The organism is Salimicrobium album, assembly GCF_900107115.1.
Lineage (GTDB): Bacteria > Bacillota > Bacilli > Bacillales > Halobacillaceae > Salimicrobium > Salimicrobium album.
On record NZ_FNOS01000002.1, the window covers coordinates 97,370 to 119,231 of the forward strand.

Sequence of the window (21,862 nt, forward strand, 5' to 3'; positions counted from 1 at the left end):
GCTTATAGTAGAGATACGGGAGAACAGGGGCAGAAGTTTCAACTATTTCTTAAAATGATAGCGCTGTTTTCACCCGACGTAACGATAAGGAGGAGAAAAATGCACTGGGCAGAACTTTATGAATACCAGCGGCAGCTGGATAAGTACATCGAGCAGCATAAAAATGTAGAAAAAGAGTCGGTCGTCGATCATAAGACTCTGGCTTTTTACGTGGAACTTGGGGAACTGGCAAACGAGACGAGATGTTTCAAATTCTGGAGTAATAAACCTGAAAGTGATCATGAAACCATCAAGGAAGAGTACGTGGACGGGCTTCATTTTCTGCTCTCCCTTGGAATAGAGTTGAACAGTTATGTCGAGTCAGCGGAAATTTCCGATATCACCTCCCGGACGGAGGCCTTTCTAACGGTATACCAACGTTTGGGAGAATGGAAACGTAAAAAAACGAAGCAGGCTTATCAAAATCTTTTTGATGCGTACGTAACTCTTGCTGCTGCGCTGAACATTTCTGAAGAAGATATGAAGCAGGCCTATCTCGAAAAAAATGATGAAAATTACGATCGTCAGGACCGTGGGTATTGAGTTATTTTTGTGATTTTTTCGACTTCGGTTTATAATGTACAGGGAGTAATTCAAAGGAGGTAATAAGATGGCGAAGAAAGACGAAACGCTTACGATGCTTAAAGATCTTACGGATGCAAGAGGAGTCCCGGGTAATGAGAGAGAAGCCCGCGACGTGATGGAGCAGTACATAAAACCCTACGCGGACAGCGTATACACAGACAACCTAGGAAGTCTGATTGCCGAGAAACGCGGAGATAAGAAAGGCCCTAAAGTGATGGTGGCCGGCCATCTTGATGAAGTAGGGTTTATGGTAACGCGTGTGGACGAGAACGGGTTCGTCTACTTCCAGACAGTAGGAGGCTGGTGGAGTCAGGTGATGCTGGCCCAGCGTGTTACAATCATGACCGGAAAAAGTGACGTAACGGGTGTCATCGGTTCGAAACCCCCGCATATCCTTTCAGCAGAACAGCGTAAAAAACCTGTGGATATCAAGGATATGTTTATCGATATCGGTGCGGGCTCCAGGGAAGAAGCGGCTGAATTCGGAGTGAAACCTGGAGATTCCGTTGTCCCGTATTTTGAGTTCACTCAGATGAACAACGAAAAAATGCTGCTTGCCAAAGCATGGGACAACCGGATCGGCTGTGCAATTGCCATTGAAGTATTGAAGCGCCTGAAAAAAGAAAAACACCCGAATATCGTTTACGGTGTAGGGACAGTTCAGGAAGAGGTAGGCTTGAGAGGTGCGAAGACAGCTGCCAACATGATCCAGCCTGACATTGCTTTCGGTGTGGACGTCGGCATCGCCGGTGATACTCCTGGCGTTACGGACAAAGATGCCCAGGCTTCAATGGGAGAAGGACCTCAAATCATTCTTTACGACGCTTCCATGATTTCGCATAAAGGGCTGCGGGATTTTGTGACTGATACGGCAGATAAGAATAATATCCCTTATCAGTTCGATTCCATGGCTGCAGGCGGTACGGACTCAGGATCCATTCATCTGAGCCATAATGGGGTGCCGGCGCTCTCCATTACAGTACCGACCCGTTATATCCATTCCCATGCTGCAATGTTGCACCGGGATGATTTCGAAAACGCAGTAAGTATTATTGTCGAAGTGATTAAAAACCTCGATACTAAGACTGTCGAGAATATTACGTTCAACTGATTATACTGAACAGGACCGCTCCATTTCCAAGGGAGAGGTCCTGTTACTTTTGCGGTGAGAATTGAGAATGCCGGCTGGTAAACGACGACCGGTAAGAGTAAGGAAAGAGTGAGGAATAACTAATGATAACATCCGTCAAAAATCAAAAAGTGAAAGAGTGGAAGAAACTCCATAAGAAGAAATACAGAGATCAGTATGGACTTTTCCTCGTGGAAGGCTATCACCTTGTGGAAGAAGTTGTTAATAGTGACTGGGAAGTGAAGGAACTTATAGTTCAGGAAGAGACCCGCATGCCGGTCTCTTATGAAGGGAAAAAGGAACTTGTAAGTGAAGCGGTAATGAATGAGATTACGGAGACAGAGACCCCGCAGGGGATTATGGCGGTCGTGTATAAAAAAGAAGAGAGAGTGGAGACGGGATCGCGTTTTCTTCTCCTTGATACTATTCAGGACCCCGGAAATCTCGGCACTCTTATACGGACGGCAGATGCTGCGGGGTTTGATGCAGTACTCATCGGCAGGGGAAGCGCAGATCGTTTTAACGATAAAGTGGTACGTGCGACCCAGGGTTCGATGTTTCATGACATGAAAGTAATGGAAGTCTCTCTGGAAGATGAGATTCCCTTACTTAAAAGCAGAGGCGTCGCCGTTTGGGGGACTGCCCTGCACGGGGCCGGTGATTACTCGGAACTGAAGCGGCCGCAGAAAGTAGCGATTCTCCTCGGCAATGAAGGGAATGGAGTCAGGGAAGAACTCCTCGGGCTTTCTGACGACAGAGTGAAAATACCGATATACGGCGAAGCAGAATCGCTTAATGTCGCTGTGGCTGGAGGAATATTAATGTTTGCTGTGAATCAGTAGTTGCATTTACTTTACAATTTTCCTATAATTATTTATTAGTTATACAGGTAAAAGCTTTGACGGAGCAAAGTAGACAGTCGCAATATCGGTTACAGGGAGGCAGCATCTCAGACTGGAAACGCTGCTGCCGTAGCGACTGCCGAAATTTCACTCTTGAGCTGACACAGTCGTGTCCGGATGAAGGTCCGTTAACTTACGCAAAGTGGACACAACTGTGTCAACAAGGGTGGTACCGCGACCATGAACCTCGTCCCTTCTTCAGGGGGCGGGGTTTTTGTATTTATAAGGAGGTATGGACAATGAAGGAACGTTTGCAGGAACTCGAACAGGAGGCACTGCTGAAAGTAGAGCAGGCGGAAACCATTGAAGAATTGAAAAGTGTCCGTGTGGAATATTTAGGTAAAAAGGGGCCGATAACGGAAGTGCTCAGGGGTATGGGAAAATTGCCGAAAGAAGAGCGTCCGGTAATAGGTCAGTTAGCAAATGAAGTAAGAGAAAGAATTGCCGATGCCATTGAGGAAAAACAGTCCAGACTTGAAGACGAAGCCCTGGAAGAACAGCTGAAAAATGAAGACATTGACGTTACCCTCCCCGGCCGTCCGATCCAGGTAGGCGGGCCGCATCTTCTCACTTCGATTATTGAGGAGATTGAAGATCTTTTTATCGGGATGGGTTTTGAAATCAAAGAAGGTCCGGAAGTGGAAACGGACTACTACAATTTCGAAGCATTAAATCTCCCTAAGGGCCATCCTGCCCGTGATATGCAGGATACGTTCTACATCACCGAAGAGCTGCTGATGCGTACGCATACGTCTCCGGTACAGGCAAGAACGATGAATGCAAAAAACGGAAAAGAACCCGTGAAAATGATATGTCCGGGGAAAGTGTACCGGAGAGATAACGACGATGCCACGCATTCCCACCAGTTCACCCAGATTGAGGGGCTGCTTGTCGACGAAAACGTCCGGATGAGCGATCTGAAAGGGGTATTGCAGGAATTTGCGGCTAAAATGTTCGGGAAAGAACGGATGATCCGTCTGCGCCCGAGTTTCTTCCCTTTTACGGAACCTTCTGTAGAGATGGATATTTCCTGTAAAGTTTGCGGGGGAGAAGGGTGTTCCGTCTGTAAAGGTACCGGCTGGATAGAAATTCTCGGAGCAGGTATGGTGCATCCGAACGTTCTTGAAATGGCCGGATACGATTCCGAAAAATATTCCGGATTCGCTTTCGGAATGGGTCCTGAACGGATTGCAATGCTGAAGCATGGAATTGACGACATCCGTCATTTTTATACGAACGACGTACGTTTTCTGAAACAATATCATAACGCGTAAGGAGGAATTAATATGCTTATTTCATTGAACTGGCTGAAAGAGCTCGTAGATATCAGCGGCTATACGACAGAAGAATTATCGGAAATTATAACAAAAACCGGGATTGAAGTGGACGGTATCTCGGAACCGGAAGAGCTGCCGCAGGGAGTGGTCGTCGGGAATATCATCAGCTGTGAGCAGCACCCCGATGCGGACAAACTCTCTTTGTGTCAGGTGGACACGGGAGAAGAGACCCTGCAGATCGCCTGCGGTGCCCCTAACGTAAAAGCAGGACAGAAAGTGGCTGTAGCTAAGCCTGGAGCCGTGCTTCCGGGTAACTTCAAAATCAAAAAAACGAAATTGCGCGGGGAAGAATCAAATGGAATGATCTGTTCCCTTCAGGAACTCGGGGTGAACGAGGAGGATGTGCCGGAAGCTTTCAAAGACGGCATCTTCGTTTTTCCTGAGGATACAGAAACGGGAGAAGACGCAGTGAAACTTCTGAACCTGGATGATTCTGTTCTTGAACTTGACGTGACACCGAACCGTGCCGATGTCCTGAGCATGGTGGGGATGGCTTACGAAACGGCAGCTGCTCTTGCTCGGAATTACACGCTCGAGCGTCCTTCCTATGAGGAAGCGAAAGATAAAGCGGACTCAGACGTAGCGGTAAAGATTGTAGATAAAGAAGCGAACCCGTATTATGGGGCTTTCGTTGTGCAGGATGTTGAAGTGAAAGAGTCGCCGCTGTGGTTGAAGAATCGTCTCATGGCTGCCGGCACAAGACCCGTCAATAACGTAGTGGATATCACGAACTACGTTCTCCTTGAGTATGGGCAGCCCCTTCACGCTTTCGACCGTGACCGTTTCAACAGTAATGTGATTGTTACTCGCTACGCCGAGGAGGGGGAAATTTTGGAGACCCTGGACGGCAAGTTGCGGACGCTTTCCCCTCATCACCTGGTCATCACCAATGGAGAGAAAGCCCATGCCCTCGCCGGGGTTATGGGAGGTAAAGAATCCGAAGTGCACGAAGGTACTACTGATTTACTTCTCGAAGCTGCGTACTTCGACCCTCAGGTAGTGAGACGAAGTGCAAATGACCACGAGTTACGCAGTGAATCCAGCGTACGTTTTGAAAAAGGACTGGACGTTAACCGCGTTGCTCAGGCCGGGGAAAGAGCGTGTGAACTGCTGCAGAAATACGCCGGGGCGACAATATTGAAAGGCACAGCTGAAGAAGACCACTTGAATCGCAAAGAAACGGTCATCCGCATGGAGACGTCCAGGCTCAATGATCGGCTCGGTACGAAAATGGAAGTACAGGATGTGAAGAACGTTCTGCGACGCCTGCAGTTCGAGTATGAAGAAAAGAAAGGCGTTTTTGATGTGCAGGTTCCGTCCCGCCGTTTTGATATTTCGATATTTGAAGATATGCTGGAAGAGACGGCGCGCATTTATGGGTATGATCATATACCTTACACTCTTCCGGAGGGTTCCGGCCAGGCAGGTGGTCTTACAGAAGAGCAGCGACTGAAAAGAAACGTTAAAACGTTTCTTGAAGGGGCCGGGTTAAGTGAAACGATCACTTATTCACTGACAGATAAAGAATCGGCTGAAGAAATGATCAGTCCTGAGCTGAAAGATGAACAGCACGGGGCGGTACGTCTGGCCATGCCGATGAGTGAGGACCACAGTCACTTACGTCTGAGTATTCTGCCGGAGCTTTTAAGAACTCACAGTTATAATACTGCAAGACAGCAGCAGAATCTTGCGTACTATGAACTCGGGAAAGTGTTTATAAGCAGAGAAGACGAGCACGTGCAGCAGCCAAAAGAAGTTCTTCGTGCAGCGGGGGCTGTTTCCGGCGAGTGGGTTACGAATCCGTGGCAGCAGGAGAAGAAAGAGGCAGACTTTTTCGTAGTCAAAGGTATCGTGGAAGAGCTGGCCGGCCGTCTTGGTCTTTCTTTCACTTATGTGAAAGGAGACGTACAGGGCATGCATCCGGGTCGGACTGCTCTCGTGGTCTGTAACGGAAAGACGATAGGTTTCATGGGACAGGTGCACCCCCGCTACCAGAAAAAACATGACCTGAAAGAAACGTACGTTTTCGATCTGAATATGGATCTGCTGCTGAATCTGTATGAAAAAGAGGAAACGTTTGTAAAAATACCTAAATACCCTTCCGTATCCAGGGATATTGCACTTGTAGTAGGCGAAAAGACCTCGGCTGGAGAGATCGAAGAGACTATCGTCACAACCGGTGCTCCTCTCATTAAACAGGTACGGGTATTTGATGTATATCAGGGTGAACACCTCGCTCCCGGAGAAAAATCGATTGCTTTCCGACTGCTCTATCAAAATCCGGAACGAACATTAAAAGATAAAGAAGTGGAAGAAGCACACGGTGCAATATTGGAAGCCGTTGCCGCAAAACACAATGCACGTCTGAGACAGTAAAAAACAGGATAAAAATAGCTCAGAGAAGGTTCATCCTTCCTGAGCTATTTTTTTCGCTTTTGCCGTATTGGCGAAGTGCCACTTCACCACGTGTTTCAAAGTATCTTCTCCGTGAGTTTTCAAAATCGCTGCTGCTGCCCGGTCAACCTTCGAAGAGGCTCCTTTCGGGATAGTTCTGCCGAAATGATGGCTCAGCTTATTCATTTCCTTCACGAATAAGGAGCGGGCGAGTATGGAAGCGGCAGCTACCGGAATCGAATAACTTTCCGCTTTTGTCATAAAATACGTGTTGTTCTCAATTGTTTTACCTGCGGATCGCAGATGCTTTTTATAAATTTCCGGCCTGGCAAACTCGTCTATCAGAATTCCTTCAGGATGTATGGGAGAAAGGTCCTCCCCGAGTTTCGTTACGGCCTGATGGTGAAGCAGGGCTTTCATTTTGCCCTGGGACCATCCCTTTTCCCTCCATTCATTGTATCTGTCGTTGGAAAGACGCATGAGCCGATAAGATATATTCATCTCAACGATACGTTTGGCTATTACGGTTATTTTGTCATCTGTCAGATGTTTGGAATCCTTGACGCCGATTTCTTTGAGCGTGCGTATCTGCTCCTCATCAGCGTAGAGAGCGCAGACGGTGATCGGCCCGAAGTAATCTCCCGTACCGGCTTCATCGGAGCCGATATGCGGACTGTGGAACAGACCGGACGGAGGGTGATATGCGTGAGTTTCTTTCTTTGGATTCCTTTCCTCAGGCATGTGTACCCCCTTTTCCCATTGCCCCGCTTCCTGCTCCGGTGTCTTTCCCTGAAAGACCACTTTCCCCGATTGGTAAGCGGTGATGGAGGCCAGGGATGTGTGAGCCTGGAACACGGCATAGGGGGGCGTTTTCTTTAAATATCGGCTATAGTAGTTTTTCATTTCTTCTATTCTCTCAGGTGTAGTCTTCAATACATAAGTCGGCATAAATCATTGATCCTTTCCTGCTCGTTATGGACTTATTATATCAGACTGTTCGCATCTCGGGTGGGTTGCTTTATATTGCTTTCCTATTTGTTTATCTTCGTGTTAAGATACTAGTTAGGATTGACAAGCAGGAGGGAATGGACGTGTCCCAATCGGATAAAGGAAAAGTGAAAACTACCGTTGAAATTTACAACCGTTCCTATACTATAGTAGGAAATGAGGACGACCGTCACGTTCGTGAAGTAGCAGGCAGAGTGGATGGAACAATGAGAGGGATCATAAAGAATAACCCTCGGCTTGATACCGCTAAACTGGCTGTGCTTACAGCTGTCAACACGATGAGTGATTATATTAAACTGAAAAAAGATTACGATGAACTTATGAGCTATATTCAAAAGTTGGAGAAAGAGGCCGGAGACTGATATGATTATTGATTTATTGATACTTTTAATTTTATTCCTTGGTCTCGTCAAAGGGATGAAGCGGGGTTTCGTGTTACAGCTTTTTCATATCGTCGGGTTCATTGCAGCTTTTCTGACCGCTGTACTGTACTACGATGACCTTGCTTCAAAACTTACACTGTGGGTTCCTTACCCGGAATTTCAGGAGAACGGGGCCTGGGCTATATTTACAGGGGACGTCCCTATGGAAGTGGCGTTTTACAATGCAGTAGCTTTTATACTGATATTTGTGGCGGTGAACGTAGTCATACAGATTATCGCTTCAATGCTTGATTTTGTAGCGGAGCTTCCGATACTGAAATCTCTCAACCATCTGCTGGGTGGTGCGCTCGGATTTGTGGAAAACTATTTAATTCTTTTCATATTCCTGTATATAGCCGCTTTAACTCCTATCATGTTCCTGCAGAACAGCCTGGATAATTCAGTGCTGGCCCCGCTGATCGTTGAATACACACCTATTATTTCCGGGGAGATAAAGTCACTCTGGATGAAGGAGTTTGCAGGGTTTTTCAAATAAGGAATCTCAGAAGAGCCGCCGTGATTATTAACTGTCATAGCGGCTTTTTATGTATAAAGGAGGAGAGTTTGAGTGAGTCAGATAAACAAAAAAAATGTTATAAAATTACTGGAGGACATAGCGGTGTACCTGGAACTGAAGGGAGAGAACCCGTTCAGGATATCCGCTTATACAAAAGCCGCTCAGGCTCTGGAACGTGATAACCGCTCCCTTACCGAGATTGATGACTTCACTAAAATCAAGGGAATAGGAAAGGGAACTTCCACAGTAATCGAAGAATATATTGAAACCGGAAAGTCTCCTGAACTCGAGGAATTACAGGAAGAAGTCCCTGAAGGGCTGATTCCGCTTCTGGATTTGCCGGGACTTGGTGGTAAGAAACTGGCAAAGCTCTATGATCAGCTCGGAATCGTGGATAAAGCTACACTGCAGAAGGCATTGGAAGAGGGGGAGGTGGAAAAACTCGAGGGCTTCGGTCAGAAATCAGCTGAAAAAATGCTTCAGTCTCTCCGTGATTTCGGTACCCGGCCCGACAGGCTGCCTATCGCTTACATGCAGCCTTTTGCAAAAAAGGTGGAAGAATACCTGCATAAGCTGGAGACTATTGAACGGTTTTCACTTGCCGGTAGTATGCGGCGTGTGAAAGAAACGATTGGTGACCTCGATTTTATCATTTCCTCGAAAAGCCCCGGGAAGACGAGGGATGAACTGCTGAAGAATCCTGATATACGGGAAGTGATCGCTTCCGGAGAAACGAAAGTCTCTGTAGTGTTACGCGGAGACTGGGATGTGAATGTGGATTTCCGCATAGTGAAAGATAAGGAATTCGCTTCCACCCTGCATCATTTTACAGGTTCAAAAGATCATAATGTCTTAATGCGTCAAATTGCCAAATCCCAGGGAGAGAAGATAAGCGAGTATGGGGTCGAAAACAGTGATTCCGGAAAAATAAAGACTTTCAAAACCGAGAAAGCTTTTTACGAGCATTTCGGTCTTACCTACATTCCTCCGGAAGTAAGAGAGGGAAAAGAGGAAACAAAACTGTTCAGACAGCCTGTGCCGCTTCTTCAGCCTGAAGATATTAAATCTGATCTTCATATGCATACCACCTGGAGTGACGGAGCCCACTCTGTCGAAGAGATGGCCGAACGATGCAAAGAAAAAGGATATGAATATATAGTGATAACCGATCACTCAAAATATCTCAGGGTTGCGAACGGACTTAACGAATCAAGACTCCGGAAGCAGAGAGAGGAAATCGAAAGAGTGAATGATAAGATGACTGATTTTCACATTTTCTGCGGAGTGGAAATGGATATCCTGCCGGATGGAACTCTGGATTTCGATGACGACTTTCTGAAGGAAATGGATGTAGTGATAGCGTCCGTTCATTCCAGCTTTTCCCAGTCAGAAGAAGAAATAATGAAACGTATGAATGCAGCACTTGATAACCCGCACGTCGATATTATTGCTCATCCGACCGGCCGTCTGATCGGAAAAAGGCAAGGGTACGCGGTTAATATCGAAAAACTCATTAAAAAAGCTGGAGAAACAGGTACCGTTCTTGAATTGAACGCCAATCCGAACCGTCTTGATTTAATGGCTGATAACATAGAGAAGGCTCAGGAAAACGGAGTAATGATAGCCATCAATACGGATGCTCACAATTTCCCTATGCTTGAGGATATGAAGACGGGCGTCGGTACTGCACGCCGGGGGTACATGAAGAAGGAAAACGTATTAAATACAAAATCTTTGAAAGAATTTAAGAAATGGCTTAACGATACTTCAAAATAAAGGGGCACTACTGCATGAACGAACGAATTTTGGGCGTGCTTGAGTTTGGAAAAATAATCGAAAAACTGACCGGTTATGCGGAGACTTCTCTTGGAAAGGATGCGGCTCAGCGTCTGAAACCTTCCACAGAATTGCCGGAAGTGGTGAAACTCCAAAACGAAACAGATGAAGCCCAGCAGGTACTCCGGCTGAAAGGGCATATTCCGTTCGGAGGCATCAGAAACATTAAACCGCATCTTAAACGCACCTCGATCGGAGGTGTACTCTCGGCGACCGAGTGTGTGGACGTGGCGACCACTATCTATGGCGGTAAAGAATTGAAACGCTTTGTAGAAGAAATGGAAGAGCCTGACATGCCTATTCTGAGAGAACTTGTCGACATCATTCATCCATTACCGATCCTTGAGAGAACGATCAGGAACAGTATCGACGATAACGGGGTGGTCATGGACGGGGCATCTGATACCCTCCGTTCGATCCGCAGCAGAATCAATACGTTAGAAAGCAGGCTCCGGGATAAAATGGAATCTTACACGAAGCAGCAGTCCGAAAAACTGTCGGACGCTATCGTAACGATAAGAAATGAACGGTACGTATTGCCTGTAAAGCAGGAGTATCGGGGAAGTATCAAAGGGATTGTTCATGATCAGTCGTCATCGGGAGCGACACTCTTTATAGAACCCCAGCCTGTAGTCGATATCAACAACGACCTGCAGGAGGCTAGGGTGCAGGAGAAAAGGGAAGTGGACAGGATTCTCGGAGAGCTGTCCGAGGCCATTGAAGAAGATCGTCCTATCCTTGCCGAGAATGTCCGGGTACTTGCTGGACTTGATTTCATTTTTGCGAGAGCAAAACTGGGCAGAAGTATGGGAGCAGCTATGCCCGCGATGAACAATGAAGGCAGAATATTGATGAAGCAGGCAAGACATCCGCTTATCTCAGAGGAAGAGGTAGTGCCGAACGACATCGAACTTGGTACAGACTTCACTTCCATCATCATTACCGGCCCGAACACCGGAGGTAAAACGGTAACACTGAAACTGGTGGGTCTATGTACATTAATGGCACAGGCCGGACTGCAGATCCCTGCGATGGACGGCTGTGAACTTGCAGTATTCGACAACGTTTATGCGGACATCGGAGATGAGCAGTCCATTGAGCAGAGTCTCTCCACTTTCTCTTCCCACATGACTAATATCGTGGATATTCTGGATAAAGTGGATGACTCCACCCTCGTGCTTTTTGATGAGCTTGGAGCCGGTACGGACCCGCAGGAAGGTGCAGCTCTTGCTATGGCTATCCTGGATGAAGTGGTTGATAAAGACGCAAGGGTCATAGCTACGACCCACTATCCTGAGCTGAAGGCATACGGCTACAACAGGGAAAACGTCGTCAACGCTTCCGTAGAATTCAACATCGAAACGCTTGAGCCGACCTACCGGCTATTAATCGGAGTTCCGGGGAGAAGTAATGCCTTCGAAATATCGAGACGTCTCGGCTTACGGGAAGATGTAATCAGTGCCGCCAAAGAAAGAGTGGGAGTCGACTCGGAAAGTGTCGAATCCATGATAGCTTCTCTCGATGAAGCAAGGAGAGAGGCGGAAGCGGACTATGAGCGGGCTGAAGAGATAAGGCGGGAAGCGGAAGAAATTTACTCGGAGCTTAACAGCGAATGGAAACGGTTCGAGGATCAGAAGGAAAAACTGTATAAGAAAGCCGAAGAAAAAGCGAAACAGTCTGTTGATAAAGCACGGGAGGAAGCACAGGGCATCGTAGACGAACTGAAGCAGATGAAGAACTCCTCCGAACTGAAAGAACATGAGTGGATTGAAGCCAGGAAGATGTTCGATGAAGCTGAGCCGGAGCTTACGAAGAAAGAGAAACAGCCGAAGAACAAGCAGTCGAATGAAACAAAGGAACTTCAGGCAGGCGATGAAGTGAAACTTCTTACGCTGAATCAGCAGGGTGTAATTGTCGAGAAAGGAAGAAACGACGAGTATCAGGTACAGGTAGGATCCATGAAAGTAAAAGCGAAAAGGAAGGACCTCGAATTCGTCAAAACGAAAAAGCCGGAACGGGAGAAACAGATTGCACCGGTAAGAGGGAAAACTTCCCACGTGAAACCTGAGCTTGATCTTAGAGGGGAACGGTATGAAGATGCTTTGAACCGTCTTGAAAAATATCTTGATGATGCCCTTCTCGCTGGTTACCCTCAAGTTTCCATTATCCATGGAAAAGGGACAGGCGCCCTCAGACAGGGAGTCCAGTCGCTGGCAAAACGACACTCCAGAATCAGTACGGCGCGTTCCGGTGGTATGAAAGAAGGAGGAAGCGGCGTTACTGTACTTGAACTTAAATGATTATGCAGGGGGAGAGGTGAAACATGGAAGGGTTCTGGGAAATTTCGATCGTGGACACTGCAGCGAGATTCAGTGTGGTCGTGCTATGTATAGTCGTTTTCCTTACTTTATTCGAGCTGGTTACTAAGTATGATAACTGGAAAGAAATTAAAGAAGGGAATCTGGCAGTAGCTATGGCCACCGGTGGAAAAATATTCGGTATATCCAACATTTTCCGTTTTTCCATTGAACATAATGATGCTCTGTTTCTCTCCATCGGCTGGGGAGTTTTCGGATTTCTGCTTCTCCTCATCGGTTATTTCATCTTTGAGTTTTTAACTCCATCTTTTCGCATAGATAAAGAGATTGAAGAGGGGAACCGGGCCGTCGGGCTTCTTTCCCTCATTATCTCAGTCGGTTTATCTTACGTAATCGGCGCTACAATTATATAAGGGGAGACAGTCATTGCGTACATTATCCATTGTAATGATCGTAGTAGCGGTATTGTTTATTGCTGCGGGTGTCATTTACTTAATCTGAGTTCCCGGTTATTTCCGTCTTCGCCCGTCTCGAACATGGCGGGGCGGGAAAAACGGGAATTTATTACTAGGTACATATTATTGAAATATTTGAAAAATCATTCATTTTTTCCCTTCCAGCCGTTATAATGGTAGTAACTCATTTTAAGGAGGGGAAGGAATGACCCAGTCCGAAAAGATATGGCATAAGCATTACCCGAACGAAATCGAGGTTGAGAAAGAGTATGAAGAAAAGCCATTGCATGAGTTTTTGAAGCAGAGTGCCCAATCGTACGCAAAAAAGAAAGCGCTTTATTTTATGGGGAAAGAAATGACGTACGAAAAGGTTTATGAGGAAGCTTGTCATCTTGCGGGTTATCTGCAGCAGCTTGGAGTTGTGAAAGGAGACCGCGTTTCCATTATGCTGCCGAACACTCCTCAGTCTGTCATCAGTTATTACGCCGTATTAATGGCCGGAGGAATCGTCGTACAGACGAACCCGCTCTATACGGAAAGAGAACTTCAGTATCAGTTGAAGGATTCCGGCGCAAAAATGATTATATGTCTGGACATCCTCTATCCGAAAGCTGCTTCCGTCAAAAAACAGACAGATCTTGAACATATAGTAGTGACGGGGGTTCGGGACTATTTACCTTTTCCTAAAAACACGCTCTATCCTTTTGTCCAGAAGAAAGAATACAAAATGATTGTCAGTCCGGAACATAACGGTGAAACACATTTATGGAAAAACATATTCAAATCGGAAGTACCGGCCGTTACGGAGATCGATATAGATCCGAAAGAAGATCTGGCACTGCTGCAGTACACGGGAGGGACCACGGGTTATCCGAAAGGAGTAATGCTTACCCATTACAACCTTGTAGCCAATACCCAGATGTCCGTGGACTGGATGTATAAGAGCAAAAAAGGGGAAGAAGTCACCCTCGGGATGCTGCCGTTCTTTCATGTATACGGCATGACCTCGGTGATGAACCTATCCATTATGATGGGATTCAAAATTCTTCTTATTCCTAAATTCGAAGTGGAAGAAGTGCTTAAAACGATAGATAAAGAAAGACCTACGCTTTTTCCGGGAGCACCGACTATATATATCGGTCTTTTAAATCATCCGAATATAAATAAATACGATCTGTCATCCATCGATGCCTGTATCAGTGGGTCTGCGCCCCTCCCTGTAGAAGTGATGGAGCGTTTCGAAAACGTGACGGGAGGACGGCTCGTCGAAGGGTATGGTCTGACTGAAACGTCTCCGGTTACCCACTCCAATTTCCTGTGGGGAAGAAGAGTACCCGGAAGTATAGGCGTGCCATGGCCGAACACCGACTCCAAGATTATGGATCTGGCCGGAGAAGGAGAAGCTGAAGTCGGAAGCATAGGTGAAATAGCCGTTAAAGGTCCTCAAGTGATGAAAGGTTACTGGAACAAAGAAGAAGAGACGCGGGAAGTGCTGAGTCCGGACGGATGGTTCAGGACCGGGGATATCGGCTATATGGATGAAGAGGGCTATTTCTACATTGTCGACAGGAAAAAAGATATGATCATCGCCGGCGGATATAATATTTACCCGCGTGAAGTGGAAGAAATCCTTTATGAACACAGTCAGGTTCAGGAAGCCGTTGTAGCCGGAGTGCCGGATCCTTACAGAGGGGAAACGGTCAAAGCTTACGTCGTCCGAAAAGAAGGCAGCAGTCTTACGGAAGAAGAACTGAATGAATTCTGTAAACAGCATCTCGCAGTATACAAAGTTCCTAAACTTTATGAGTTCAGAGAAGAACTTCCGAAAACGGCCGTCGGTAAAATACTGAGGAGAAGCCTGGTGGAAGAAGAAAAAGAAAAGCAGAAGAAGCTCAGTTGACAGAATAAATTTTAGTGGGTAGAATGAGAGATGAATGATGGTTCATTCATTATTTCGAAGGCAGGAGAGCAGAGATGAAACAGACGAAGCCAAAATACAGACAAATCATTGATGCAGCGGTCGAAGTTATTGCCGAGAATGGATATCATTCATCTCAAGTTTCTAAAATAGCTAAACGGGCAGGAGTTGCGGACGGAACGATTTATCTCTATTTCAAGAATAAAGAAGATATCCTCGTTTCGCTCTTCCAGGAGAAAATGGGAGTCTTTATAGAAAGAATTGAAAGCGCAACTACTTCAAGACAGACGCCATCCGAGAAACTGCGTGTACTGGTGGAGACTCATTTTGAACAATTATCTGAGGATCACCATCTGGCTGTGGTGACGCAACTTGAATTGCGCCAATCCAATAAGATGCTCAGATTGAAAATCAACTCCGTACTGAAAAAATACTTAGACGTGATTGATGAAATAGTCGAGGAAGGTATCAGGGAAGAAGTTTTTCGCGATAATATTAATAGAAAACTGGTGCGGCAATTGATTTTCGGTACTATCGATGAGGTAGTGACAAACTGGGTTATGAAAGAAGAACGCTATGATATCACTAAGCAGGCGAAAGAAGTACACGAGATGATTGTGGAAGGGCTGCTTAGACGTTCATAGCAGGGGGAGTGGATAGGATGGATACGTTAACTTATGAAATCAAAGGTCAGGTGGCTGAGATCACTATAGAAAGTCCGCCTGCCAACGCTTTGTCCAGTACAATTCTGGCAGATCTCAACGAAATTCTGAATGAACTGGATGCAGAGAAGTCTCTTAAAGCTGTCATTTTAAAAGGCGAAGGAAAATTCTTTTCAGCCGGTGCTGACATAAAGGAATTTACTGAGTTTCAGGGCGGCAAAGAAAATATGTCTTTCAAAGGTCAGGCTGTTTTCGACAGAATTGAACAGTTTCACGCCCCTTTCATAGCGGCCATTCATGGAGCTGCATTGGGCGGAGGACTGGAACTTGCCCTTTCCTGTCACATGAGATTCGTTACGAAGAAAGCGAAACTCGGCCTTCCCGAACTGGGACTCGGAATCATACCGGGCTTCGGAGGGACTCAGCGTCTTCCTCGTTACGTAGGAGATGCCAAAGCTTATGAGATGATTTTGACGGCTGAGCCGGTAAGCGGTGAGGAAGCTGTCAAAATAGGGCTTGCCAACGGAGCGGTCGAGGAGGAGGAACTTCTTGATCACGTCAGGAAAGTGGCGGCATCCATAGCGGCTAAAAGCAAACCGTCTGTGGAGCACGTACTCAGACTTGTGCCGAACGTCTATGAATCCACACTGAATGCAGGATTGAAAGACGAAGCTGAACGCTTTGAAGAGGTTTTCCGCACAGATGACGCTGCAGAGGGTGTGCAGGCTTTTATCGAGAAAAGAAAACCCGAGTTCCGTGATAAATAGAAACTGGAGGGAAATGTAATGAATATTTATGTTTTGCTTAAAAGAACTTTTGATACAGAAGAAAAAATTTCTATCAGCAATGGAAAAATCGAAGACGAGGGTGCCGAATATATCATCAACCCTTATGACGAGTACGCTGTGGAAGAAGCTATCAACCTGAAAGATGCACACGGCGGGGAAGTGACCGTAGTTACAGTCGGTGATGAAGAGGCAGAGAAACAGCTTCGTACTGCTCTCGCGATGGGCGCTGACAAGAGTGTTCTCATTAATACCGAAGATGATCTCGAAGAGGGGGATCAGTATACGACGGTTAGAATTCTTGAGGCTTATTTCAAGGAAAACGAACCGGATATCATTTTGGCCGGTAACGTAGCAATCGACGAAGCGAGCGGTCAGGTCGGTCCGAGACTGGCTGAACGGCTGGATATACCATTCGTCACTACGATTACAGACATATCCATCGACGGAGAAACAGTCAATATCGAAAGGGACGTTGAAGGTGACGTGGAAAAAGTGGAAACAACACTCCCGCTTCTCGTTACATGTCAACAGGGCTTGAACGAGCCGAGATATCCTTCCCTTCCCGGGATTATGAAAGCGAAGAAGAAACCTCTCGAAGAAATTGAAATTGACGATCTTGATCTCGAAGAGGACGATGTGGAAGCAAAAACGAAAACACTCGAAATCTTCCTTCCTCCTGAAAAGCAGGCTGGAAAAATCATCGAAGGCGAACCGGATGAGCAGGTAAAAGAACTTGTAAGTCTTTTGAAGAACGAATCCAAGGTACTGTAATCGGACACAGGAAAGGAGAAGGTTAAGAAATGAGTAAAAATATATTAGTAATCGCAGAAGCGAAAGAAGGCGAACTGAGAAATGTCTCTTTTGAAGCTATAGCACTTGGCAAAACTCTCAGCGAAGGTGGAGAAGTCGTAGCCACAATCTGTGGAGAAGGCGATCTCAATTCGATGGCGGAAGAACTTATCAAATATGGAGCGGATCGTGCAGTTACCGTTGCAAACGCTGAATTGAAAACGTATACACCTGAAGGCTTCACTCAGGCGTACAAAGCGGTTATCGACCAGGAGAGTCCGGACGGGATCGTTATGGGGCATACGTCCATCGGTAAAGACGTAACTCCTAAACTGGCCAGCCAGCTTGAAACCGGTCTGATTTCCGATGTGACCGAGGTAGAAGAAGGTGATGACGGCTTTGTCTTCACACGCCCGATCTATTCCGGTAAAGCGTTCGAAAAGAAAGTGGTTACAGAAGGTATTACATTTGTGACGATACGCCCAAACAACATCGCTGCTCTTGAAAAAGATGACAGCAGAAGCGGAGATGTTTCTTCGTTGGACGTGGACGTACAAAATATCCGCACCATTATCAAAGAAGTGATCCGTAAAACTTCCGAAGGGGTGGATCTATCCGAGGCGAAAGTAATCGTAGCCGGAGGCCGCGCTGTAAAAGGTCCGGAAGGGTTTGAACCGCTTCAGGAGCTTGCCGATGAACTCGGCGGGGCTGTAGGGGCTTCCCGTGCAGCCTGTGACGCAGGTTATTGCGACTATTCACTTCAAATCGGCCAGACCGGTAAAGTTGTGACGCCTGACCTGTATATCGCCTGCGGTATCTCGGGCGCTATTCAGCACCTTGCCGGTATGTCAAACTCCAAGGTGATTGTAGCTATCAACAAAGATCCCGAGTCGAACATTTTCAGTATTGCCGATTACGGTCTTGTAGGTGACATTTTCGAAATCGTTCCTAAGCTTACGGAAGAAATCAGAAATATGAAAGTGAATGCGTAACATCTTATCCGGGGGCTCCTGTCCCCGGTTTATTTGTTTGCGGATAAGTCGTTTGCCGGCAGCGAAACCTCAGCATTTAGCCCCGCTGTGAAGAGTAGTGACATGACCGAAAAACAAAATATTAGTCACGTTCCGTACGTAATGATATACTCAGTACAAACATAAGTTGATAGGAGGATTTATTTATGGCAATTGTAAAAGCAAGTGATCAGAACTTTGAACAGGAAACAAATGACGGTCTGGTACTCGCAGACTTCTGGGCACCGTGGTGTGGCCCTTGTAAAATGATTGCACCGGTTCTTGAGGAAATTGATGAAGAGATGAGCAATGAAGTTAAAATCGTTAAGCTTGACGTTGACGAGAACCAGGAAACGGCAAGTAAATTCGGAGTAATGAGCATTCCGACTCTTCTTCTATTCAAAAATGGTGAAGTGGTCGACCAGATAGTCGGTTTCCAACCGAAAGAACAGCTTACAGAAGTTATCAGAAAACACGCGTAAATTATATAAGCCGTGCTGTGAATTGCAGCATGGCTTTTTTTGACCGGTAATCGCGAACCGTGAAAGCCGCAGTCAAAGCAGAATTGGAGTGAATGGGATGAATCATGTGATTAGTGAGAAATTAGCTGTTCTCCCTGATCAGCCCGGATGTTATTTAATGAAGGACCGGCACGGGACGATTATTTACGTCGGAAAATCAAAAGTGCTGAAAAACCGTGTGCGCTCCTATTTCACGGGAGCTCATGACGGGAAAACCCAGCGACTGGTCAGTGAGATAACAGATTTTGAATACATCGTGACTACGTCAGAAATAGAAGCACTTATTCTCGAAATGAATCTCATAAAAAAACACGATCCTAAATACAACGTGCTGCTCAAGGACGATAAAACGTACCCTTATTTAAAAATCACAGCTGAAGAACACCCGAGGCTGCTCGTTACGAGAAAACTGAAAAAAGATAAGGGGAAGTATTTCGGTCCTTACCCGAACGTGGTATCGGCAAGAGAAACGAAAAAGTTGCTGGATCGACTTTATCCGCTCAGAAAATGTAATAAAATGCCGGAACGTGTCTGTCTGTATTATCATATGCACCAGTGTCTCGGACCGTGCGAATTCCCCGTGTCCCGGGAACAGAACCGGGAAATCGTGCAGCAGATTTCCTCTTTCCTAAGCGGAGGTCACGGAGAAATCAAGAAAGATCTGCAAAACAAAATGTATGAGGCTTCGGAAAAAATGGATTTCGAACGTGCCAAAGAGCTGCGGGATCAGGTGAGCCACATAGAGTCGGTGATGGAACAGCAGAAAATGACGATGAACGACCAGGTGAACCGCGATGTGTTCGGTTATGCCTATGACAAAGGCTGGATGTGCGTGCAGGTGTTCTTCGTGCGTCAGGGAAAACTGATAGAAAGAGATGTTTCCATCTTTCCTTTTTTCGACGATCCCGAAGAGACTTTTCTCTCTTCGATTGCGAGTTTTTATCTGCACCAGAATCATCTTTATCCAAAACAGGTGCTCGTTCCCCTCGGCACGGACACAAACGTGCTCGAAGGCGCTATTGACACGGACGTAAACGTTCCGATGAGGGGCCGCAAAAAAGAACTCGTTGAGCTGGCGGAAAAGAATGCCGAAATTGCGCTGGAAGAAAAATTCGCTCTCATTGAAAGAGATGAAGAACGAACGGTGAAAGCTGTGGATACTCTCGGTGAAGTGCTGAATATAGAAGCCCCTCTACGGATCGAAGCTTTTGACAACTCCAACATACAGGGGACGGATCCTGTATCGGCAATGGTTACATTTATAGACGGAAAACCAAGTAAAAAAGATTACCGAAAGTTTAAAGTGAAAGATGTAAAAGGGCCCGATGACTACGAAACGATGCGTGAAGTGATCAGGCGCCGGTATAAACGAGTGGTAAGGGAAGAAAAACCGCTCCCTGATCTTATACTGATCGACGGAGGCAGAGGACAGATGTCGGCAGCTCAGGACATTCTTGAAAATGAGCTTGGGCTGGATATACCGATGGCCGGTCTTGCGAAAAACGACAAGCATAAAACGAGCGAACTTCTTTATGGCGATCCACCCGGCCCGGTAGACCTGGACAGGCATTCCCAGGCGTTCTATCTCGTGCAGCGTATACAGGATGAAGTGCACAGATTCGCCATTTCCTTTCACCGCCAGCTGCGTGGAAAAGGAGCACTTCAGTCCGAACTGGACGATGTCCCCGGCGTAGGAGAGAAGAGAAGGAAGTTACTGCTGAAACATTTCAAGTCGATTCCCGCTATACGGGAAGCTGATATAAATGAAATAGTGAAACTCGGCATCCCCGAGCCGGTGGCGCGTACCGTCCAGATTAAATTGAATGAAAAAAAAGAAGAACCGGCAGAAAACTGATGCCGGTTCTTCTGGAATTTTAATTAGACACTTTACAGTTTATAAGCGATCAGGGATATGGAATGTTTTTTTTCATTTATTTCATCCCTGCATTCAAATGTTTCGTTTTCCAACTTACTCAGACACTCGGCAAGGAATCCCGCCTCCAGTTTGGCGTTAATTTGAAATTCTTCCTGGTCGAGTCTTTGTTTTACCACGTCTCCGTGCAGGGAGAAGTGAATTTCATTTTTTCCGGATTTCTCTTTTTCAAGCTCTCCCCATCCAAAATCCCGGAAGAAACTGGTGACTTCCTCGTTATTTTCATAAGCGGAGTTCCGCGCTATATTTCGTCCCATTATATATAAAATTTGTTCTGTGTCTTCACCAAGCATGTCAGGCAGGGCAAAGTAGCGAAGTATGTCGAGTCCTGCTCCGGTAGTAACGAGTGAGGAAATATTGCCGGTGGTAATACGTGCCATAATGTACAGCCTCCTTTTTTTCTGTCTATTATTATCACTTGAAAATCAGGTTTGTGCAACAGCCCGGTGGAAAGATTTCCCTTGATCGGAATACTGCCTTCTTGACGGTGCTGACCTATCGCAGTACAATAAGTATGATACAAATTGTACGGTTCCGGATGATAGGAGGGAGATCCTTTCCTTACGTTTTTTTGTATTTTAAAGCGCTTTATTATCCGGGGTTGTGTACATAATTTAATTATTCATCATATTGAGGGGGGTAAATATGGCAGCAGGATCACGAGGCTATGTGAACAGAAGATTACATTCATTACTGGGGGTAGTGCCTCTTGGGATATTTCTGTTCCAGCACTTAACTACAAACTTTTTTGCAACACGGGGGCCAGAGGCATTCAATACGGCGGCTCATTTCATAGAAGGATTGCCGTATCGGTATGTACTGGAAATTTTCGTCATCTTTTTACCATTACTTTTTCACGGAATTTACGGAGTTTATATTGCATTCCAGTCCAATTTCAACGTGAACAAGCACGGATATTTCCGTAACTGGATGTTTATGCTGCAGCGGGTTACAGGCGTTCTGACGCTCATATTCGTAGCGTGGCACATCTGGGAGACGAGAGTAGCTGTAGGTTTTGGATGGGAAGAGCTGAACTATCAGTTGATGGAAGATATACTGACACAGCCATTCTTTTTCTGGTTCTACATAGTCGGTGTATTGTCAGTAACGTTCCACTTTGCTAACGGTCTATGGTCTTTCTTTGTAAGTTGGGGCATTACGGTTACACCGAAATCCCAGCGTATTATGACTTACGCTACCGTAGTTGTATTCTTAGCACTGGGTTATGTAGGCGTACGTACGCTGATTCAGTTCGCTTACGGCGTCTAGACAATAGATAAAAGCAGTGATTAAGGGAGT

General features: G+C 46.1%; 20 protein-coding genes and 1 other annotated feature. Of the genes, 18 read left to right on the forward strand and 2 right to left on the reverse strand.

Annotated elements, in window-relative coordinates; all coding sequences use genetic code 11:
• Nucleotides 1-99: 99 nt before the first annotated feature.
• The 5 genes from BLU03_RS03935 to pheT all read left to right on the forward strand — a co-directional run bounded on the left by BLU03_RS03935 (nt 100) and on the right by pheT (nt 6,368).
• Nucleotides 100-582 carry a dUTP diphosphatase gene (locus BLU03_RS03935; protein ID WP_093105736.1) on the forward strand — a complete coding sequence of 161 codons (483 nt, stop codon included), beginning with the start codon at nt 100-102 and terminating at the stop codon, nt 580-582.
• 67 nt (nt 583-649) lie between these two features.
• Complete coding sequence (locus BLU03_RS03940) at nt 650-1,735, forward strand: M42 family metallopeptidase (protein WP_093105738.1); 1,086 nt, start codon at nt 650-652, stop codon at nt 1,733-1,735.
• Nucleotides 1,736-1,857: 122 nt separating this feature from the next.
• The gene (locus tag BLU03_RS03945) at nt 1,858-2,595 is read left to right on the forward strand and encodes a TrmH family RNA methyltransferase (protein ID WP_093105741.1); all 738 of its coding nucleotides are present in this window, start codon (nt 1,858-1,860) and stop codon (nt 2,593-2,595) included.
• Nucleotides 2,596-2,642: 47 nt separating this feature from the next.
• Nucleotides 2,643-2,853, forward strand: a binding site (T-box leader).
• Between the two features lie 41 nt (nt 2,854-2,894).
• Nucleotides 2,895-3,929, forward strand: a complete 1,035-nt coding sequence (gene pheS, locus BLU03_RS03950) for a phenylalanine--tRNA ligase subunit alpha (protein ID WP_093105743.1) — start codon at nt 2,895-2,897, stop codon at nt 3,927-3,929.
• Nucleotides 3,930-3,941: 12 nt separating this feature from the next.
• The gene (gene pheT, locus BLU03_RS03955) at nt 3,942-6,368 is read left to right on the forward strand and encodes a phenylalanine--tRNA ligase subunit beta (protein WP_093105746.1); all 2,427 of its coding nucleotides are present in this window, start codon (nt 3,942-3,944) and stop codon (nt 6,366-6,368) included.
• A 30-nt stretch (nt 6,369-6,398) separates the two neighbouring features.
• Here pheT and rnhC read toward each other — a convergent pair whose 3' ends face one another.
• The gene (gene rnhC / locus BLU03_RS03960) at nt 6,399-7,334 is read right to left on the reverse strand and encodes a ribonuclease HIII (RefSeq protein ID WP_076569744.1); all 936 of its coding nucleotides are present in this window, start codon (nt 7,332-7,334) and stop codon (nt 6,399-6,401) included.
• Between the two features lie 143 nt (nt 7,335-7,477).
• On the opposite strand from rnhC, the gene zapA reads away from it, so the two are divergent.
• The 12 genes from zapA to uvrC all read left to right on the forward strand — a co-directional run bounded on the left by zapA (nt 7,478) and on the right by uvrC (nt 20,485).
• The gene (zapA, locus tag BLU03_RS03965; RefSeq protein ID WP_076569746.1) at nt 7,478-7,756 is read left to right on the forward strand and encodes a cell division protein ZapA; all 279 of its coding nucleotides are present in this window, start codon (nt 7,478-7,480) and stop codon (nt 7,754-7,756) included.
• Between the two features lies 1 nt (nt 7,757).
• On the forward strand, nt 7,758-8,312 hold the full coding sequence (locus BLU03_RS03970) for a CvpA family protein (RefSeq protein WP_008588612.1): 555 nt from the start codon (nt 7,758-7,760) through the stop codon (nt 8,310-8,312).
• An 81-nt stretch (nt 8,313-8,393) separates the two neighbouring features.
• Nucleotides 8,394-10,109 carry a DNA polymerase/3'-5' exonuclease PolX gene (gene polX, locus BLU03_RS03975; RefSeq protein WP_093106352.1) on the forward strand — a complete coding sequence of 572 codons (1,716 nt, stop codon included), beginning with the start codon at nt 8,394-8,396 and terminating at the stop codon, nt 10,107-10,109.
• Nucleotides 10,110-10,123: 14 nt separating this feature from the next.
• Nucleotides 10,124-12,469, forward strand: coding sequence for an endonuclease MutS2 (locus BLU03_RS03980; RefSeq protein ID WP_008588614.1), 2,346 nt, complete (start codon nt 10,124-10,126; stop codon nt 12,467-12,469).
• 23 nt (nt 12,470-12,492) lie between these two features.
• Entirely contained in the window at nt 12,493-12,900 is a 408-nt protein-coding gene (locus BLU03_RS03985) for a DUF350 domain-containing protein (RefSeq protein WP_076569748.1), read from the forward strand.
• Nucleotides 12,901-13,147: 247 nt separating this feature from the next.
• Complete coding sequence (locus BLU03_RS03990; protein ID WP_093105748.1) at nt 13,148-14,842, forward strand: long-chain-fatty-acid--CoA ligase; 1,695 nt, start codon at nt 13,148-13,150, stop codon at nt 14,840-14,842.
• Between the two features lie 74 nt (nt 14,843-14,916).
• Nucleotides 14,917-15,504: a TetR/AcrR family transcriptional regulator gene (locus BLU03_RS03995; RefSeq protein ID WP_076569752.1), complete on the forward strand. Its 588-nt coding sequence runs from the start codon at nt 14,917-14,919 to the stop codon at nt 15,502-15,504.
• A 17-nt stretch (nt 15,505-15,521) separates the two neighbouring features.
• The gene (locus BLU03_RS04000; protein ID WP_008588618.1) at nt 15,522-16,289 is read left to right on the forward strand and encodes an enoyl-CoA hydratase; all 768 of its coding nucleotides are present in this window, start codon (nt 15,522-15,524) and stop codon (nt 16,287-16,289) included.
• Nucleotides 16,290-16,307: 18 nt separating this feature from the next.
• Complete coding sequence (locus BLU03_RS04005; protein WP_008588619.1) at nt 16,308-17,081, forward strand: electron transfer flavoprotein subunit beta/FixA family protein; 774 nt, start codon at nt 16,308-16,310, stop codon at nt 17,079-17,081.
• Nucleotides 17,082-17,110: 29 nt separating this feature from the next.
• Nucleotides 17,111-18,091, forward strand: coding sequence for an electron transfer flavoprotein subunit alpha/FixB family protein (locus BLU03_RS04010; protein ID WP_008588620.1), 981 nt, complete (start codon nt 17,111-17,113; stop codon nt 18,089-18,091).
• Nucleotides 18,092-18,276: 185 nt separating this feature from the next.
• On the forward strand, nt 18,277-18,591 hold the full coding sequence (gene trxA, locus BLU03_RS04015; protein WP_093105751.1) for a thioredoxin: 315 nt from the start codon (nt 18,277-18,279) through the stop codon (nt 18,589-18,591).
• 97 nt (nt 18,592-18,688) lie between these two features.
• The gene (uvrC, locus tag BLU03_RS04020; protein ID WP_093105753.1) at nt 18,689-20,485 is read left to right on the forward strand and encodes an excinuclease ABC subunit UvrC; all 1,797 of its coding nucleotides are present in this window, start codon (nt 18,689-18,691) and stop codon (nt 20,483-20,485) included.
• 32 nt (nt 20,486-20,517) lie between these two features.
• On the opposite strand, the gene BLU03_RS04025 is transcribed toward uvrC, so the two are convergent.
• A complete protein-coding gene (locus tag BLU03_RS04025; RefSeq protein WP_093105756.1) occupies nt 20,518-20,943 on the reverse strand; it encodes a DUF2507 domain-containing protein in 426 nt (141 codons plus the stop codon).
• Nucleotides 20,944-21,208: 265 nt separating this feature from the next.
• Between BLU03_RS04025 and BLU03_RS04030 the strand changes: the two genes are divergently transcribed.
• Nucleotides 21,209-21,832: a succinate dehydrogenase cytochrome b558 subunit gene (locus tag BLU03_RS04030; protein ID WP_008588624.1), complete on the forward strand. Its 624-nt coding sequence runs from the start codon at nt 21,209-21,211 to the stop codon at nt 21,830-21,832.
• Nucleotides 21,833-21,862 lie beyond the last annotated feature (30 nt).

Excerpts from the sequence above, each read along its gene's own strand:
- BLU03_RS03935 (WP_093105736.1), top strand. The coding sequence starts at position 100 with ATGCACTGGGCAGAACTTTATGAATACCAGCGGCAGCTGGATAAGTAC.
- BLU03_RS03940 (WP_093105738.1), top strand. The coding sequence starts at position 650 with ATGGCGAAGAAAGACGAAACGCTTACGATGCTTAAAGATCTTACGGAT.
- BLU03_RS03945 (WP_093105741.1), top strand. The coding sequence starts at position 1,858 with ATGATAACATCCGTCAAAAATCAAAAAGTGAAAGAGTGGAAGAAACTC.
- pheS (WP_093105743.1), top strand. The coding sequence starts at position 2,895 with ATGAAGGAACGTTTGCAGGAACTCGAACAGGAGGCACTGCTGAAAGTA.
- pheT (WP_093105746.1), top strand. The coding sequence starts at position 3,942 with ATGCTTATTTCATTGAACTGGCTGAAAGAGCTCGTAGATATCAGCGGC.
- rnhC (WP_076569744.1), bottom strand. The coding sequence starts at position 7,334 with ATGCCGACTTATGTATTGAAGACTACACCTGAGAGAATAGAAGAAATG.
- BLU03_RS03970 (WP_008588612.1), top strand. The coding sequence starts at position 7,758 with ATGATTATTGATTTATTGATACTTTTAATTTTATTCCTTGGTCTCGTC.
- BLU03_RS03980 (WP_008588614.1), top strand. The coding sequence starts at position 10,124 with ATGAACGAACGAATTTTGGGCGTGCTTGAGTTTGGAAAAATAATCGAA.
- BLU03_RS03985 (WP_076569748.1), top strand. The coding sequence starts at position 12,493 with ATGGAAGGGTTCTGGGAAATTTCGATCGTGGACACTGCAGCGAGATTC.
- BLU03_RS03990 (WP_093105748.1), top strand. The coding sequence starts at position 13,148 with ATGACCCAGTCCGAAAAGATATGGCATAAGCATTACCCGAACGAAATC.
- BLU03_RS03995 (WP_076569752.1), top strand. The coding sequence starts at position 14,917 with ATGAAACAGACGAAGCCAAAATACAGACAAATCATTGATGCAGCGGTC.
- BLU03_RS04000 (WP_008588618.1), top strand. The coding sequence starts at position 15,522 with ATGGATACGTTAACTTATGAAATCAAAGGTCAGGTGGCTGAGATCACT.
- BLU03_RS04005 (WP_008588619.1), top strand. The coding sequence starts at position 16,308 with ATGAATATTTATGTTTTGCTTAAAAGAACTTTTGATACAGAAGAAAAA.
- BLU03_RS04010 (WP_008588620.1), top strand. The coding sequence starts at position 17,111 with ATGAGTAAAAATATATTAGTAATCGCAGAAGCGAAAGAAGGCGAACTG.
- trxA (WP_093105751.1), top strand. The coding sequence starts at position 18,277 with ATGGCAATTGTAAAAGCAAGTGATCAGAACTTTGAACAGGAAACAAAT.
- uvrC (WP_093105753.1), top strand. The coding sequence starts at position 18,689 with ATGAATCATGTGATTAGTGAGAAATTAGCTGTTCTCCCTGATCAGCCC.
- BLU03_RS04025 (WP_093105756.1), bottom strand. The coding sequence starts at position 20,943 with ATGGCACGTATTACCACCGGCAATATTTCCTCACTCGTTACTACCGGA.
- BLU03_RS04030 (WP_008588624.1), top strand. The coding sequence starts at position 21,209 with ATGGCAGCAGGATCACGAGGCTATGTGAACAGAAGATTACATTCATTA.